This window comes from Ruegeria sp. E5 (assembly GCF_056534105.1).
Genome location: NZ_JBQFPA010000002.1, coordinates 685,390 through 700,466, shown reverse-complemented (window position 1 = coordinate 700,466; position 15,077 = coordinate 685,390). Strand labels below are relative to the sequence as shown.

16 protein-coding genes are annotated in these 15,077 nt (G+C 59.1%); 8 read left to right on the top strand and 8 right to left on the bottom strand.

Annotation, left to right across the window (positions count from 1 at the left end; all coding sequences use genetic code 11):
• Window positions 1–58: 58 nt before the first annotated feature.
• Together ACR0BI_RS11290 and ACR0BI_RS11285 are read right to left on the bottom strand one after the other, a co-directional pair.
• The gene (locus tag ACR0BI_RS11290) at window positions 59–1,093 is read right to left on the bottom strand and encodes a calcium-binding protein (protein ID WP_170637138.1); all 1,035 of its coding nucleotides are present in this window, start codon (window positions 1,091–1,093) and stop codon (window positions 59–61) included.
• 96 nt (window positions 1,094–1,189) lie between these two features.
• Window positions 1,190–1,693 carry a DUF1643 domain-containing protein gene (locus ACR0BI_RS11285; RefSeq protein WP_170513974.1) on the bottom strand — a complete coding sequence of 168 codons (504 nt, stop codon included), beginning with the start codon at window positions 1,691–1,693 and terminating at the stop codon, window positions 1,190–1,192.
• Between the two features lie 107 nt (window positions 1,694–1,800).
• On the opposite strand from ACR0BI_RS11285, the gene ACR0BI_RS11280 reads away from it, so the two are divergent.
• Window positions 1,801–3,249 carry a pyridoxal-dependent decarboxylase gene (locus ACR0BI_RS11280; RefSeq protein WP_170626774.1) on the top strand — a complete coding sequence of 483 codons (1,449 nt, stop codon included), beginning with the start codon at window positions 1,801–1,803 and terminating at the stop codon, window positions 3,247–3,249.
• 7 nt (window positions 3,250–3,256) lie between these two features.
• On the opposite strand, the gene truB is transcribed toward ACR0BI_RS11280, so the two are convergent.
• From truB to rbfA, 3 genes are read right to left on the bottom strand one after another with little or no spacing between them, the layout of a single operon-like run.
• Window positions 3,257–4,165, bottom strand: a complete 909-nt coding sequence (gene truB / locus ACR0BI_RS11275; RefSeq protein ID WP_170426161.1) for a tRNA pseudouridine(55) synthase TruB — start codon at window positions 4,163–4,165, stop codon at window positions 3,257–3,259.
• Window positions 4,166–4,219: 54 nt separating this feature from the next.
• Window positions 4,220–4,960 carry a phosphodiester glycosidase family protein gene (locus ACR0BI_RS11270; protein ID WP_480561966.1) on the bottom strand — a complete coding sequence of 247 codons (741 nt, stop codon included), beginning with the start codon at window positions 4,958–4,960 and terminating at the stop codon, window positions 4,220–4,222.
• Complete coding sequence (rbfA, locus tag ACR0BI_RS11265; protein ID WP_170394676.1) at window positions 4,957–5,352, bottom strand: 30S ribosome-binding factor RbfA; 396 nt, start codon at window positions 5,350–5,352, stop codon at window positions 4,957–4,959. Before rbfA ends, ACR0BI_RS11270 begins: the two co-directional genes overlap by 4 nt.
• A gap of 90 nt (window positions 5,353–5,442) precedes the next feature.
• On the opposite strand from rbfA, the gene dapB reads away from it, so the two are divergent.
• Window positions 5,443–6,252 (top strand): 4-hydroxy-tetrahydrodipicolinate reductase, encoded by an 810-nt coding sequence (gene dapB / locus ACR0BI_RS11260; RefSeq protein WP_170394672.1) that lies wholly within the window; start codon window positions 5,443–5,445, stop codon window positions 6,250–6,252.
• Window positions 6,253–6,324: 72 nt separating this feature from the next.
• Here the strand turns inward: dapB and tmpB are convergent, their stop codons facing one another.
• Together tmpB and tmpA are read right to left on the bottom strand one after the other, a co-directional pair.
• On the bottom strand, window positions 6,325–6,915 hold the full coding sequence (gene tmpB, locus ACR0BI_RS11255) for a (R)-1-hydroxy-2-trimethylaminoethylphosphonate oxygenase (RefSeq protein ID WP_170394669.1): 591 nt from the start codon (window positions 6,913–6,915) through the stop codon (window positions 6,325–6,327).
• A complete protein-coding gene (tmpA, locus tag ACR0BI_RS11250) occupies window positions 6,912–8,048 on the bottom strand; it encodes a 2-trimethylaminoethylphosphonate dioxygenase (RefSeq protein WP_480561968.1) in 1,137 nt (378 codons plus the stop codon). Before tmpA ends, tmpB begins: the two co-directional genes overlap by 4 nt.
• A 99-nt stretch (window positions 8,049–8,147) precedes the next feature.
• Here tmpA and ACR0BI_RS11245 point away from each other — a divergent pair, with 99 nt between their 5' ends.
• Complete coding sequence (locus ACR0BI_RS11245; protein ID WP_170394662.1) at window positions 8,148–9,008, top strand: LysR family transcriptional regulator; 861 nt, start codon at window positions 8,148–8,150, stop codon at window positions 9,006–9,008.
• Here ACR0BI_RS11245 and ACR0BI_RS11240 read toward each other — a convergent pair whose 3' ends face one another.
• Window positions 9,009–9,191: a DUF1674 domain-containing protein gene (locus ACR0BI_RS11240; protein WP_170394659.1), complete on the bottom strand. Its 183-nt coding sequence runs from the start codon at window positions 9,189–9,191 to the stop codon at window positions 9,009–9,011. It lies immediately after the preceding gene.
• A gap of 90 nt (window positions 9,192–9,281) precedes the next feature.
• Here ACR0BI_RS11240 and ACR0BI_RS11235 point away from each other — a divergent pair, with 90 nt between their 5' ends.
• The 5 genes from ACR0BI_RS11235 (at window position 9,282) to ACR0BI_RS11215 (ending at window position 15,017) form a co-directional block, all read left to right on the top strand.
• Window positions 9,282–10,541: an RsmB/NOP family class I SAM-dependent RNA methyltransferase gene (locus ACR0BI_RS11235; protein ID WP_170426173.1), complete on the top strand. Its 1,260-nt coding sequence runs from the start codon at window positions 9,282–9,284 to the stop codon at window positions 10,539–10,541.
• Between the two features lie 88 nt (window positions 10,542–10,629).
• The gene (locus tag ACR0BI_RS11230; RefSeq protein ID WP_480561970.1) at window positions 10,630–12,369 is read left to right on the top strand and encodes a heparinase II/III family protein; all 1,740 of its coding nucleotides are present in this window, start codon (window positions 10,630–10,632) and stop codon (window positions 12,367–12,369) included.
• Between the two features lie 22 nt (window positions 12,370–12,391).
• Complete coding sequence (gene purH, locus ACR0BI_RS11225) at window positions 12,392–13,981, top strand: bifunctional phosphoribosylaminoimidazolecarboxamide formyltransferase/IMP cyclohydrolase (RefSeq protein ID WP_170394650.1); 1,590 nt, start codon at window positions 12,392–12,394, stop codon at window positions 13,979–13,981.
• The gene (gene lspA / locus ACR0BI_RS11220; protein ID WP_170566969.1) at window positions 13,981–14,451 is read left to right on the top strand and encodes a signal peptidase II; all 471 of its coding nucleotides are present in this window, start codon (window positions 13,981–13,983) and stop codon (window positions 14,449–14,451) included. The genes purH and lspA overlap by 1 nt, the downstream gene beginning before the upstream one ends.
• Before the next feature lie 50 nt (window positions 14,452–14,501).
• Window positions 14,502–15,017 (top strand): DUF3035 domain-containing protein, encoded by a 516-nt coding sequence (locus tag ACR0BI_RS11215; protein WP_170466572.1) that lies wholly within the window; start codon window positions 14,502–14,504, stop codon window positions 15,015–15,017.
• Window positions 15,018–15,077: the final 60 nt, after the last annotated feature.

The window sequence follows — 15,077 nt, the reverse complement described above, 5'->3', positions numbered from 1 at the left end:
GATGCGGATGGGCGCGTATAGGCGCATTCACCGCAAATGGCAAAGGGATTCTGCAGGCTCAACTAGTGAAGGCGTACTGCTCCAACTGGGCTTCGGTCACAAACTGAATATCTTCAACAGTCAGACCCTCTGCGCCAAAAAGCTGAGCGACGTCTTCGCCATTGACCCGAACATGGGTCAAGCTGTTGTTTTGACTGTCCTGTTCGATCGTCAATTCCGGTTCTTCCGGGTTGTCCCAGGTGATCAGAAGCTTGTCGTGACCGATCTGGAAATCCATGATTGTCGTGGCTTCCTGCTCGGGGTCGGACTGCACAACGATCTCGTCCTCACCCTCTCCACCTGTGACCACATCGCCGTCTTCGGCAAGAATGACGTCGTCCCCAGAGCCCCCGTTCAGGAAGTCGCGCGCAGGCTCGTCCAGGCCATCTTCTCCGGACAAGATGTCATCACCATCTCCGCCAAACAGGGCGTCTTCACCGGCACCCCCAACAAGGTAGTCGTCGCCATCTCCGCCTTGTAGCGCGTCGTCGCCGTCATCGCCGCTTAACGTGTCATCGCCCTGACCACCAAAAAGCCGGTCATTCCCATCACCGCCGCTCAGATCATCTGTTCCGAAATGACCATACAGGTCGTCATTTCCTGACATTCCGTCCAACGCGTCGTCACCATATTCACCATGGAGCACATCATTCCCGAGGTTGCCAAACAGGACGTCCCCGCCACCACCACCATACAACACGTCGTTGCCAGCGCCGCCGTCGATCCAGTCGTCCCCGCCATATCCGTTGATCTGATCGTTGCCTTCCTGCCCGGTCAGAACATCCGCATCCTCATCGCCCGCAATGACCAGATCGCCTTCATACTCGGACACAATCTCACCAGTGTCAGAGCGGGTTTCCTCGGCAGAGCTGGGCTCGTCGATATTCTCGTCCGCGTCAAGCAAATTGCCTTCCGACAGGTCGTCGTCGACCGTTTCCTCGATGCGATCGTCTTCATCCTCGTTGTCGCCTTTGTCTTCTGGCACAAGTACGTCGCTGATTGCGTAGGCCGCACCACCCATGGCGGCCATTCCGAATAATCCGATCAGAAACATATCTACCCTCCGCAAGCACAATGGCTCCGAGTGTAAAACATCTCATGCAAACAATGGCTTGGTCAAAGCGAAGCTGAGAGCGTGGTTAATCCTTTATCACCAGGGTTCGGGCTGCTGAGTGTACGCAATGTAGAGAGGATGCTTCGGATGCCCGTCCTTGGTCAGCCCAAGGTGGAACAAGGGCTGGCCCGTGCCGCGCAGCAAGTCCTCAACTGCGGGGCCGCGTTCCAGATGTGCGCCATGGGTGCCCCAGGCGGCGATGACCTGATCCGCCCATTCCACGCCGTCTAGGATGGCTGCGTCATTCTCAGGCCCCACCGGATCTGCAGATGCTCGCATCTTGCGCGGATCAGTGTCGCGCCAGGCAAAGATATTGGTGACCTGAAAAGCTCCGAAACCCAGTGTGCGTGCGCGACGCTCGCAACGTTCCACCGTGGGGTCGTTCTGCACCTCGGTCGCCGTCGACGGATTCAGCATCACAAACAACGCCTTGCGGCCCGCCGGGTTCCAGATACGGGTCAGGCTATAGCGGTATTTTTCGCAATCGGAGTAGATAGCAGTCGAGGGCGCGTCGCCCTTGGTGTGAGAACGGGTGATCATGCAGTCGGGTTTGGCTGGAATTAGGCCCGTTTACAAGGGGCGATGTCCTGATCCTTAACTTGTGCTATACCTGCCTTCATTTGAACGGCTTATTCTGGGGGGAAGACATGACATTCGAGACATTGGATCCGGCGGATTGGGAGCAGACCCGCAAATTAGCACATGAGATGTTGGATATGGCGTTGGATCATACGCGTGATGTGCGTGATAGGTCGATATGGAAAGATATGCCGACTGCGATACGCAACGGGTTCGAAACGCCTGCACCTCAGCAGGGTATGCCGTTGGGTGATTTGATGGATGATGTCCAGTCTCAGGTCATGCAGTATCCAATGGGCAATATTCATCCCCGGTTTTGGGGCTGGTATATGGGCGCGAGCAATTTCACTGGCGCGATGGCGGATTTTCTGGCTGCGGTTCAGGGATCGAACCTAGGGGGAGGGAATCATGCGGCAGCCCTGATCGACCGACAAGTCGTCGACTGGCTACGCGAGATGATCGGTCTGCCGGAAGGGGCCAGTGGGACATTGGTCAGCGGCGGCAGCGTGGCAAACTTGATCGGGCTGACGGTGGCCCGCAACGTCAAATCCGGGATCGACATGCGCGAAGAGGGCATCGCCGCCATGGATAAGCCGATGCGGTATTACGGATCGGATCAGATGCACAGTTGTCACCAAAAGTCGCTCGAAACACTGGGTCTGGGCAACAAGGCGCTGCGGCGTGTTCCTACGCAAGACGATTTGACGATGGATCTTGAAGCGCTTGCCGGCATGGTCGCGCAGGATCGCGCAGACGGCCTTAACCCCGCTTGTGTGATTGCCACCGCCGGAACCGTGAACACAGGCGCCATAGACGACTTGTCGGCGATTGCCGATTTCTGCCGCGAGGAAGGCCTGTGGTTTCATGTTGACGGCTGTATCGGTGCGTTAATTGCAATCGCCCATGATAACAGTTGGCGCGTGTCCGGCATCGAACGCGCGGATTCCGTCGCGCTCGACCCACACAAATGGTTACATGCGCCTTTCGAAGTGGGTTGCGCGTTGGTGCGAAGCCATGATGCCCACCACGCGACATTTACTCTGACCCCGGAATACCTGGAACCGCAATCCCGAGGCGTCGCCGGGGCGGCGTTTTTGCACGATTACGGCATTCAGACTTCGCGTGGGTTTCGAGCGCTCAAGGTCTGGATGTCCTTGAAGGAGCACGGCGTTCAGAAATTCGGCAGGCTCATTGATCAGGATATCGAAAAGGCGCGTTATCTGACTTCGCTGATCGAGGCAGAGGATGACCTCACCTTGATGTTCCCCACCAATATAAACATCGTTTGTTTCCGCTATGACCCGGGCGGTCTCAGCCCCGAAACTCTGCGTGCGATTAACAGCGAAATCATGTTGTGCCTGCAAGAGGAAGGCACTGCGGTTTTGTCGGATACAACGGTTCAGGGGGCGCATTGCCTACGGGTGGCGGTTAACAATCACCGCACGCAAAAGCAGGATCTGGATCTACTGGTGTCCGAGATACTTCGACTGGGTCACAAATTGCGTATCGCCGCCTGAACAGTCATCAGTTGGCGGCAAAGACGCGGCTTGGGTGCAATTCGCCCGACTTGTAAATTCCTACGGCCACGGCCTTGCCATCCAGCGAGGCCCAGGCCTCGTCGCCGTATTCCACGTCAGAGGCCAGCACCATGCCCGGATTGCCATTCCGCAGACGGGTGGCTCCTTCAGAGGTGCATTTCAGCTCGGGCAGGTCCGACAGGCCGGTTTCCAGCGGATGCAGATAATCATCCAATGCGGTGGTTTTGGCCATTTCGTCGATCTGTTCGATGGTCAGGCCATCCTCGGCCTCAAACGGGCCGGACCAGATGCGGCGCAGTTTTTTCACGTGGCCGTGGCAGCCGAGCGCCTCACCCAGATCACGCGCAATGGAACGGACATAGCCACCTTTGCCACAGGTCATCTCCAGCACGACGTGGTCTTCGTCGGGGCGGTCGATCAGCACCAGTTCCTCTACCCAAAGAGGGCGGGCGGTCAGTTCTACATCCTCGCCATCTCGGGCCAGCTTATAGGCGCGTTGACCGTCGATTTTCACGGCCGAGAACTTGGGCGGCACCTGTTTGATATCGCCCAGAAACGGGCCGAGCGCTTGTTTGATATCCTCATCCGAGGGGCGCGCAATGCTTTCAGCGATGACTTCGCCCTCGGCATCATCGGTGTTGGTGGCCTGCCCCAGTCGCACGGTGAAGGTGTAGGCCTTCAGCGCATCGGTGATGTAGGGGACGGTCTTGGTTGCCTCACCCAGCGCAACGGCCAGAACGCCGGTCGCCTCGGGGTCCAGCGTGCCCGCATGGCCGGCTTTCTTGGCGTCCATCGCCCAACGCACCTTGTTGACCACCGCGGTCGAAGTCATGCCAGCGGGCTTGTCCACCACCAGCCAACCGGAAATGTCGCGGCCCTTGCGTTTGCGTCCCATTCTACACCTTGAGTCTTGCTGAGGCGCGCGAGTTAGCGGATCGTTTCAATGCTGTCAATTTGCCGGAACGTCCTCGACGACACCCACGATGGGTCCCAGCGAAAACCCGATATCCGACCGGTTGCTGGCGCGATCATACATGCGGGAAATGTTGCCATCTAGAAACAGCGCATTCGGTGTTTTCAATACATCGCGGAATAGGCTGCCAAATTCAAAGAAAGTGACGTAATCGTCCGAGATCGCAAACACCACACGCGTGCCATCGGCGCTGGTGCCCACTCCGTTTCGGGTGTAGCGCGAGGTTGAATCCGGCAGAAAGCGAGGGTGTAACTCTCCGTTGATCACCAGCATGGGGCCCGATTGTGTCGCAAAGCGGCACTGCGGCGCCTGATCGACGAAATCCAAAGTCTCGAACACATCGGCACGGTTTTCACGGATGCAGAACACACCGTTGGGCAGCAGGCCGAAATTGCCGGGTCCGGCATTCGGTATCACGCGCATCTGCTCTTGCCCTTCTTCGACATAGTGACCGACGGGCGAGCGGTCGTCATGGTACATGCCCGCATTCATCGCAAAGACGAGCCTTTTCCCCTGAGGCTCCAACGCCTCATTCACCGAAGAGAAATGACCCAACAGATCGCCATTTTCATCGTTCAGAAACAGGCGCAAATCTTCCGAGGTATCCACCTCGCAAACCGTATATCGCTTGTCCTCATGAGTCAGCTTCTCGCAGGTGACTGCAGAGACTTGCGCGGCCCAAAGGACAGCACACAGCATGACAAGGGTACGGATCACTCGTCCAGATCGCGGCGTACCGCGTCCTGATTAAACATACGGCGGGTGTCGTCCAGTCGATCAAACGTGTCATCCAGACGGAACCGCAGATCGGGCGAGAATTTTAGGTTCAGCTTCTTGCCGATTACGCGCCGCAGCTCGCCCTTGTTGCGGGCCAGCAGGTCAATCACGTCTTCCTGCCCCTTGCCGCCCAGGGGCAGCACATAGGCGGTGGCGATCTTCAGATCGGGCGAGGTGCGCACCTCACCCACGGTGATCGACATACGGTTCAGGTCGGGGTCGTGGACATCTCCGCGCGCCAGAACCTCGGACAGGGTGCGGCGGATCAGTTCGCCGACGCGCAGCTGTCGTTGGGAAGGGCCGGGGCCATCGTGGAATTTGTTCTTTGCCATGCCCCCCGATCTAAGCCCAAAGCGGGGCTTTGCCAAGCGGGCGCGAACCGGGTAGGAGGCTTTGAGCCGACTTTAGAAAGGAGCAGCGCAATGACCCATATTCCGGGGATCGTCATCACAGGGGCTTCGGGCCGTATGGGGCAGATGCTGATCAAGACCGTGTCTGAGAGCGATCAGGCGCGTCTGGTTGGTGTGGTCGAGCGTAAGGGTCATGACTGGATCGGTCAGGATGTGGGTCAGGCAATGGGCGGGCAGGCGCTCGGTGTTACCGTCACTGACGATCCGCTGGAGGCATTTGCGCAGGCGCAGGCTGTTATCGACTTTACGGCGCCCGAGGCGACGCTCGAGTTTGCCGCGCTGGCAGCACAAGCGCGGTGCGTTCACGTGATTGGCACCACCGGAATGACGGATGAACAGATCGCAGCTTTGGAACCTGCCGCGCGCCATGCCGTGATTGTGCGGGCCGGGAATATGAGCCTTGGGGTCAATCTGTTGGTGCAGCTCACCAAAAAGGTTGCCGCCGCGCTGGATGAGGATTTCGATATCGAGGTCATCGAGGGGCATCACCATCACAAGGTCGATGCGCCTTCAGGCACGGCTTTGATGCTGGGCGAAGCTGCCGCAGAAGGGCGCGGTGTCAAGTTGGCGGATGTGGCCGATCGGGGCCGCGACGGTATTACCGGTGCGCGAAAACGCGGCGATATCGGCTTCCACGCGATTCGTGGCGGAGACATTGTCGGCGAACACGATGTCCTGTTCGCGGCACCCGGTGAGCGTATCGTGTTGCGCCATCTAGCTACTGACCGTGCGATCTTTGCCCGTGGGGCGCTCAAAGCCGCGTTGTGGGGTCAAGGCAAGGCACCGGGCCAGTATGACATGGTGGATGTTCTGGGGCTGTAGGCTTTAGGATCAAGAGCCAAGAAAATTCGACGAATTTTCTTGGCTCTATCGATCGGGCAGATGAAAGCTGTCTCAGCTTGCCTGAATGTGCCGGTCGACCATCCGTTGTACCATCGGTGCGAAATGGGCGAAATCCGGGGTCTCCATATCAGCGCGTTTTCCCGCTTCGTCCAGATAACGGACCTGAATGATCTCTTTCAGGTTCGGATTTGCCTCGAACTCGGCTATCTCCTTGCCACTCATCGGACCACCCTGCAGTTCCAGCGTATGGACCGAGGCTTCGGACAGGCGATTGAAATACTCCGGCTTGGTGGCGCAGAGATACCGCTTGGCTGCAACGTGATACCGGCAGCAATCGGTGATGACCGACGGAAAGAACTGCTCCAACACCTCTGCACCTGCATCTTCATGATATCGGTCCTCGGTATCGTCCGGATGGTAAGTGCCGAATTCTGAAGTAAAATGGCCAATGTCGTGCAACAGCGCACCGACGATGATTTCTTCAGACTGTCCGTTCTGTTCCGCAATCGTGGCACCCTGCAGCATGTGCTGGGCCATGGTGACGGGTTCCCCCAGATATTCCTCACCCCCCCGACGATCGAAGATGTCACCGATAAAGGCCACGATATTGTCCCGGTTTAAGGTCGAGAAATCGGGTTTCATTCCGCCGCCTCCGGTTGTGTCATCTGCATGGCGGCCAGTGTCGAAAGCAGCCCATCCTTGTCAGCATAGCATCCCTGCAACCAGCGAGACCCGGCCCCGGAATAGCCCAGCCGTGCATGCATTACGCGAGTGTTGTCGACGATGAAACTTTCGCCCGGTTCCAGCTTGAAAGACACGCCCATAGCGGGATCGTCAATGATCTCACCCAGCTGGCGATAGGCTGCATAGTAGGCTTCCATCTTGTCAAAGGGTACATCCACGAACGGCGCAGACGAGCGGTTGTTGAAGCGAATGCCGATCAACTCGCCATCGGGAGAAAGCTCGATCATCGGGCGACGTGACCGCAAACAGACCCCGTCCGAACCTTTATACTCGAACCGTGCCGGATAGCCTGCAAGCAAGGCGAAGCCCTCGGGGTTCAGATCGCGCAGACGCTCAGCCGCGCGGAAACCATCGACAACGATGGAATCGCCGCCTTCGGCCGAATTCTCAAGGCAGTAGAGGATTTGCAGTGTCGGCACCGGGTCGCGATAAGGGTTGTCGGTATGGGCCTGCAACCCCAACCCAGTATAGGCGAGGTTGGTCGGGTTCACCTCGGTCCGAACCTCGAAATAGGGGCCATAATTTGTCTGGCGCACGTAGCCGAATAGATCGGCCACTTTCAGCAGCGATTCCGGCTCGGTCGGGCCACCTGTCAGCTTGGCAAAGCCGTACTCCGCGACGGCAGCCAGCCAGCTGCGCTTGGCCTCAGGGTCGGTGTGCACCCTTTCCCAGTCACCGCTGGGGGCGCTGATACCACGCTCCCATGTGGTGACGCAGGATGCGGTGCGGCCAACTTCTTGCGCCTGTTCGCGGTCATAAACGTGATCGGCTAGCCAATCGGCAGGGAACATCACGGATTTGTTTTCGGGCTGGAACGTAACGCTCAGATCGCCATTTCGGATCTCGGCAGCGCTGATCGAGATATCGGAGGGGATATCGCCGATTGTGATCAGGCGCTGCCCGTTGCCGGGGGCGCGGGTCTCGGGGTCCAGCGCATTGTCGCGCAGCCAAATGGCGTGGAAGCGGGCCTGGGTACTATCGGAAAACGCGATAGTGACCACAGATGGGTCGAAAGTGGCTGAGCGCAGCATGGGGTCTCTCCTGTTCGGCGCGGGCTTTGCTTGAGGAGATATGCGCTTCGTGACATTACTACAATTAAACCTTATTGCCTCTGAGACTTGGAAAATCTTATGGATAAGAAGAAGATTGGACTACCTCCATTGGACTGGCTGCGTGTGTTCGAAGCCGCCGGGCGGCTGGGTGGTTTTTCTGCTGCTGCGCGCGAATTTGGTTTGACGCAGGCGGCGGTCAGTCAACGGATAGGCAATCTTGAGGCGTGGCTGGGCCGGTCATTGTTTGTGCGCGAAGCCCGCGGTGTTTCGCTGACCATCGAAGGCGAAAGCTATCTGCCATTGGTGCAGGACAGTCTGCAAGCACTGGAACGCAATACCGAGGATCTGTTCGGCAAAACTCCGCGCGAGCTTCGGGTCGCGGGACTTTCGTCGCATATCCACGCGCTGGTTCTGCCAGCCTTGCCCACGTTCCTTGAGGCGCAGCCAAATGTGCGTGTAATGACAGATTCGATGGCCCGCCGCGCCTCGCTGGAGGAAGAACGTACCTGGCTGCAGATCCGCTATGGCAGAGGTGTCTGGCCTGGACGAAAGGCAAAGCTTATTGCGCCCGAAGTGCTGGCACCGATGGCCGCATCCGGCATCAACTGGGGTGCGCCGCTGATTGATTTGCGCGGAGAACGCCCCGGCTGGAAGGACTGGGCGCAGGTTGCGGGGGTTGATGAATTACCGGCTGGCCGGATCAGTTTCGACTCGGTGGGTCATGCGATCACGGCGGCGCGTCAGGGCATGGGGATCGCCTTGGGTTCAATCCCTCTGGCATCGGGCAGCATCAAGACTGGTCAGTTATACAGACTGGATATGCCTGAGCTTAGGACAAAGGATGGCTATTGGCTGACTTGGCCCGAGGATCGGGCAAGATCGAAGCGGCAAAGGGCGTTGATAGACGACTTTCTGCAAGCGCTGCGGGGCGGGGCCTGATCAGAAATCGATGGCGATGCCCTTTTTTTCCCAATCACCATAGCGTGCCGGATCGGGACCGTCGCGCCCACCCAGTTCCTTGGGCTGCGCCTTGGCTTCCGCTTCGGCCTTTTTGCGACGTTCCTCAGCCTCGGCCAATGCGCGCTGAGCGGCGGGGGGCAGGTCTTTGCGCTCGTCACTCATGACATCGGGTTCCTTTCTGTTCAGGGCCTTGATATACGCCCTCGTCCGCCCAAGGCAATGCGGCAAAGGTCACGAGAGGCACTCAGCATCATGTCAAACTCTGCAACCGCCGCGCGGCGCAGTGCAATCTATCTGCTGGATCAGATATTGGGCGAGGGGCGGCTGTTACCTGAATGTCTGGCGGCGGGCGCATTGGATCGTCTGGTACCCGAGGATCGCGCGCGCGCGCAGCGGTTGACGATTGAAACCCTGCGAGGGCTTGAGCGTGCCGACCGGCTGTTGGCCGATCACCTGCGGCAGACACCAGCGCTAACGGTGCATAACGCACTGCGGCTTGGAACGGTCGAGCTGTGTCAGGGCGAGGCCGCGCATGGCGTGGTCAATTCGATGGTCGAGATCGTGGGACGCTCGCGCAAGCATGGGCGGCTCAAGGGGTTGGTGAATGCAGTCTTGCGCAAGATTGCCGCCGATGGACCGGATGCTTGGCCCAAGATGCGCGTGCCCCGTCTGCCCGACTGGCTGCGCGATCCTCTGATCATGGCGTGGGGCGATGACGCAGTAAAGGGTATGGAACAGGCCCATTTCAATGGTGCACCGCTGGACGTGACGCTGAAACCGGGCGCTGAGGCGCCGGGCGGAGAAGCCCTGCCCACCGGCTCAGTCCGTTTGCAGGATGCGGGGCAGGTGTCGGCTTTGCCGGGCTACAAGCGTGGAAACTGGTGGGTTCAGGATGCGGCAGCGGCGCTGCCTGTGCGCGTGCTGGCCCCGAAAGCCGGGGAAAAGGTATTGGACCTTTGCGCCGCGCCCGGTGGCAAGACGTTGCAATTGGCTGTGGTAGCGGCAGAGGTCACGGCGCTGGATATCTCCGAAACACGGTTGGAGCGGGTGCGCGAGAACCTGAAACGGACAGGTTTGAAGGCCAAGGTGATCGCTGGTGATGCGCTGGACCATCAGGGCCAGTATGATGCCATCCTGCTCGACGCGCCGTGTTCGGCCACGGGCACGATTCGCCGCCATCCTGATTTACCCTTCGCCAAGGATGGCTCGGAATTCGGGGGATTGATCGAACTACAGGCCCGGATGCTGGCCCATGCCTGGACCCTACTCAAACCCGGAGGCCGATTGGTATATTGCACCTGTTCCTTGTTGCCGGACGAAGGAGAGGTGCAGATCGAAGAGGCGCTGGATCAATACCCGGATATGCAGATTGACCGTGCGGCGCTTGAGATTGCGGGCGTTGAACCAGACTGGATTACAGAAGAAGGTGGCTTGCGTTTGCGCCCGGATTTCTGGGCGGACAAGGGTGGCATGGACGGGTTCTATATCGCCTGTCTGAACAAATCCGCTTGAGGCGACGCTTTTCGATGACTTGACGCGCGGACCGGTCTATCGTGTGTTCAAGCGCCCGCAGAGCGCAAGGGGCAGAGTCGCAAGCGTCATGTCAGAATCGGACACAATGGCCAATCGCTGGATGCGGTTTCAGAACCGCCTTTACGCGCGCCTGAGCCAAAGGCGGAAGGCGGTTTCGGGATTCGTCAGCCAGCCTGAGCCGCGCACCGTCGGTTCGTTTGCACGCGGGCGACAACTGGTGGCCGGGAATCTCCTTTTCGCTGGATATCTGGTCGAGGCGGATGACACCGATCTCTGGGATGTTGCTGCGCCCAGTCCGGATTTTGATGATGAACGCCACGGTTTCATCTGGCTGGATGATCTGGCAGCCGTCGGCGATATGCGCGCCCGTGAAAAGGCGCAGCGATGGGTCTGGGGCTGGATCACCGCACATGGGCGCGGGAAGGGGCCCGGCTGGGCGCCGGACCTGACCGGGCGCCGGGTGATGCGCTGGATCAACCACGCGCAATTTCTGCTACGCGGCGCTGATGAGGCGCAAAGCAGAGCTTTCTTCCGCTCCTTGGCACAACAAACATGGTTTCTTTCCAAACGCTGGACAGCAGCAACACCAGGATTGCCGAGATTCGAAGCGCTCGCAGGGCTGGTTCAGGCTGGTTTGGCCCTGGAGGGGTTGGAGCAACTGGCTGATCCCGCATTGCGCGCACTGGCCCGGGAATGCGACCGCCAGATCGATGCCGAGGGCGGCATTCTCACCCGCAACCCTGAGGAATTGCTGGAGGTCTTCACTCTGCTGGCCTGGACCTCTGCTGCACTTGGTGAAGTTGGCCGAGGCACGCCTGCCTCTCAGACCGGGGCGATCAAGCGCATTGCACCTACTCTGCGAAATCTGCGTCATGCAGATGGATCTCTGGCCAGATTTCACGGGGGCGGGCGTGGGCTTGAAGGGCGGCTGGATCAGGCACTGGCGCAAAGCGGTGTCAAGCCGCAGCAGCATTCGGACCTGTCAATGGGTTATGCACGATTGGCCGCCTCGAGAACCACGGTTCTGGTGGATGCCAGCGCGCCTCCCATAGGTGCTGCGTCGTTCAACGCCCACGCATCCTCGCTTGCGTTTGAGCTGACCTCGGGGCGCCGTCCTCTGATCGTGAACTGTGGATCAGGCGGCAGTTTTGGGCAGGAATGGCGCAGGGCAGGGCGCGCGACCCCGTCGCATTCGACCCTATGCGTCGAAGGGTATTCCAGCGCCCGGCTTGCAGAAGGCGCAAATGGGTCGTCGCAGGAAGCATTGGTGGATGGCCCGCAGGATGTGCCCGTGGATTTCGAGGATGCATTCGAAGGCACCCGCTTTATGGTGGGTCATGACGGCTACGCCAAAGTGTTTGGCCTGACCCATGCCCGCACGCTTGAACTGCGCTTTGACGGGCGTGAGCTGGTGGGCGAGGATATTCTGCTGACCGCAACCGACAAAGCCAAACGGCAGTTCGATCGCGCGATGGACGGGGCAGGTCTGCAGGGGATCGCCTTTGACATCCGGTTTCACCTGCATCCTGACGTTGATGCGGCACTTGATCTGGGTGGCGCTGCGGTGTCGATGGCGCTCAAAAGCGGTGAGATATGGGTTTTCCGCCATGATGGCGTTGGAAAGTTGTCAGTTGAACCAAGCGTTTACCTTGAAAAAGGCCGTTTGAAGCCACGCGCGACAAAACAGATCGTTCTATCTGGGCGCGCAATGGAGTATGCGACGCGCATCCGGTGGACGCTCAGCAAGGCTCAGGACACAGCCTATGCCGTGCGGGATACGCACCGGGACGAGCCCGTTTTCGACTGACGCCAAAAGGACCTTTGGACCCATGACCGACCTTCACCCCGTGCGCCGCGCGTTGCTTTCCGTTTCCGACAAAACCGGGCTGATCGAGCTGGGAACGGCGTTGGCCGAACGCGGGGTTGAACTGCTTTCGACCGGCGGTACCGCGAAGGCGCTACGCGATGCGGGGTTGGAGGTGAAAGATGTCAGCGAGATCACCGGCTTCCCCGAGATGATGGATGGCCGGGTCAAAACGCTGCACCCGATGGTCCATGGCGGGCTGCTGGCTCTGCGCGATAATGACACCCATGTCGCCGCGATGAACGAACATGGTATCGGCGCAATCGACCTGCTTGTGGTAAATCTCTACCCATTTGAAGCGACCGTGGCCAAGGGCGCTGCCTATGATGAGTGTATCGAGAACATCGATATCGGCGGCCCAGCCATGATCCGGGCGGCATCCAAGAACCATGCCTTTGTAAACGTGGTTGTGGATGTCGAAGATTACTCGTCGCTGCTGGATCAGCTGGAAGAGAATTACGGTAAGACTTCTCTGGGCTTCCGTCAGTGGCTGGCGCAAAAGGCCTATGCCCGCACTGCCGCCTATGACACAGCCGTGTCCAACTGGATGGCCGATGCGCTGGAGCTTGAGGCCCCCAAACGCCGCGCCTTTGCCGGTGAGCTGAAACAGACCCTGCGCTATGGCGAGAATAGCCACCAGTCGGCAGCGTTCTATGTAGATGGCTCGGGTCGTCCGGGCGTGGCGACGGCGGTACAGCATCAGGGCAAGGAACTGAGCTATAACAACATCAACGATACCGATGCCGCCTTTGAGCTGGTGGCCGAGTTCGACCCGGCCGAAGGGGCAGCTTGTGCGATTATCAAGCATGCCAATCCGTGTGGTGTAGCGAAAGGTGCGACGTTGCTTGAGGCCTATAAAGCCGCGTTCGACTGCGACAGGACGTCGGCATTCGGCGGTATCGTGGCGTTGAATCAACCGCTGGACGCGGAAACCGCGCAGGAGATCACGGGGATTTTCACCGAGGTTGTGATCGCTCCGGGGGCGTCAGACGAGGCCAAGGCGATCTTCGCCGCCAAGAAGAACCTGCGCCTGCTGACGACCGAAGCTCTGCCGGATGTGACCGCCGGTGGTAAAACTGTGCGACAGGTGGCCGGTGGCCTGCTGGTGCAGGACAAGGATAACGGCTTTGTTGGTATGGATGATTTGAAGGTGGTCACCAAAAAAGCGCCATCTGAGGAGCAGATGCGCGACCTGCTGTTCGCGTGGAAAGTGGCGAAACATGTCAAATCCAACGCCATCGTCTATGTCAAAGACGGCGCGACCGTGGGTGTCGGCGCGGGGCAGATGAGCCGCGTTGACTCGGCACTGATCGCGGCAAAGAAAGCCGAGCGTATGGCTGATGCGCTGGGCTTGCCCCAGCCGCTGACCATCGGTTCGGCCGTAGCTTCTGATGCATTCTTCCCCTTCCCCGATGGGCTTATGGAGGCCGCCGAGGCAGGCGCAACATGCGTTATTCAGCCCGGCGGTTCGATGCGTGATGATGAAGTGATCGCGGCGGCGGATGAGGCCGGTCTGGCCATGGTCTTCACCGGCATGCGGCATTTCCGTCACTGATGCGCGGTTCGTTCATCCTTTGGGCCGGATTGGCGGCGTTTTTGATCGACCAGATCAGTAAGTATCTGGTCGTCCACGTAATGCGCGTGGCGCAGGGCGATATCGACGTGCTGCCACCGCTTCTGGTTTTCAGATACGGCGAGAATCGCGGCATCAATTTTGGCCTATTTCAGGGCGACGGTGAGGCCGCCCGCTGGGTGTTGATCGGGGTTTCCGTGGCGATCTGCCTGGGCGTCCTGATCTGGCTGGGCCGCATCGCTCCTACGAAGCTTCAACAATTCTGCGGGGGTCTCCTGATCGGCGGTGCGCTGGGAAATGTCGTGGACCGGGTGCTTTACGGCTATGTTCTCGACTTTTTGAACATGTCCTGCTGCGGGATCAGCAACCCTTTTGTGTTCAATCTGGCGGATGTGTTCATATTTGCGGGAGCTTTGGGATTGGTCCTGTTCGATGGCAAAAAGCCCTCGTGACCTGCCGGACGATATGCGATAAAAGCGCCTGAAACTGGCTGGAGACACTGATGCGTATGCCACGCGCCATTCTTGTTCTGACACTCGCCGTTGTCGTTGCGGGCTGTTCCGATATTGGTTTGCGCAATCTTGATCCGCCCGGAGCGGGGCCGGATGAATTTTCGGTATTGCCCGTCAAGCCGCTGACCCAGCCCAAGGACTACGCCTTTCTTCCAGCGCCGACTCCCGGCGGTGCAAACCTGACCGATCCTAACCCCAAAGCGGATGCCGTTGTGGCGCTGGGTGGTAGTGAGGCAGCGCTGAACCCGAATACCGCAATACCGGCCAGCGATGCGGCGCTTGTGACGGCCTCAAGCAGATATGGCGTTCCTGCCAATACGCGTCAGGTAACGGCCGAAGAGGATGCGGCTTTCCGCAAAAATCGCGGTCGCTGGACCCGCCTGCGCCTGTTCCCGGTTGATCGGTACTCGCAGGTCTATGAACGTCAGTCAATCGATGCGAACGCGACCAATGAAGCGGCGCGTCGTCGTGGGATCGAAACGCCGTCGGCCCCGCCGCTGGAATGAATTCTTCTTAACTTTCCGTCATTGGCCTTGAACCCCGGCGGCACCACCGTAGTTTGAATA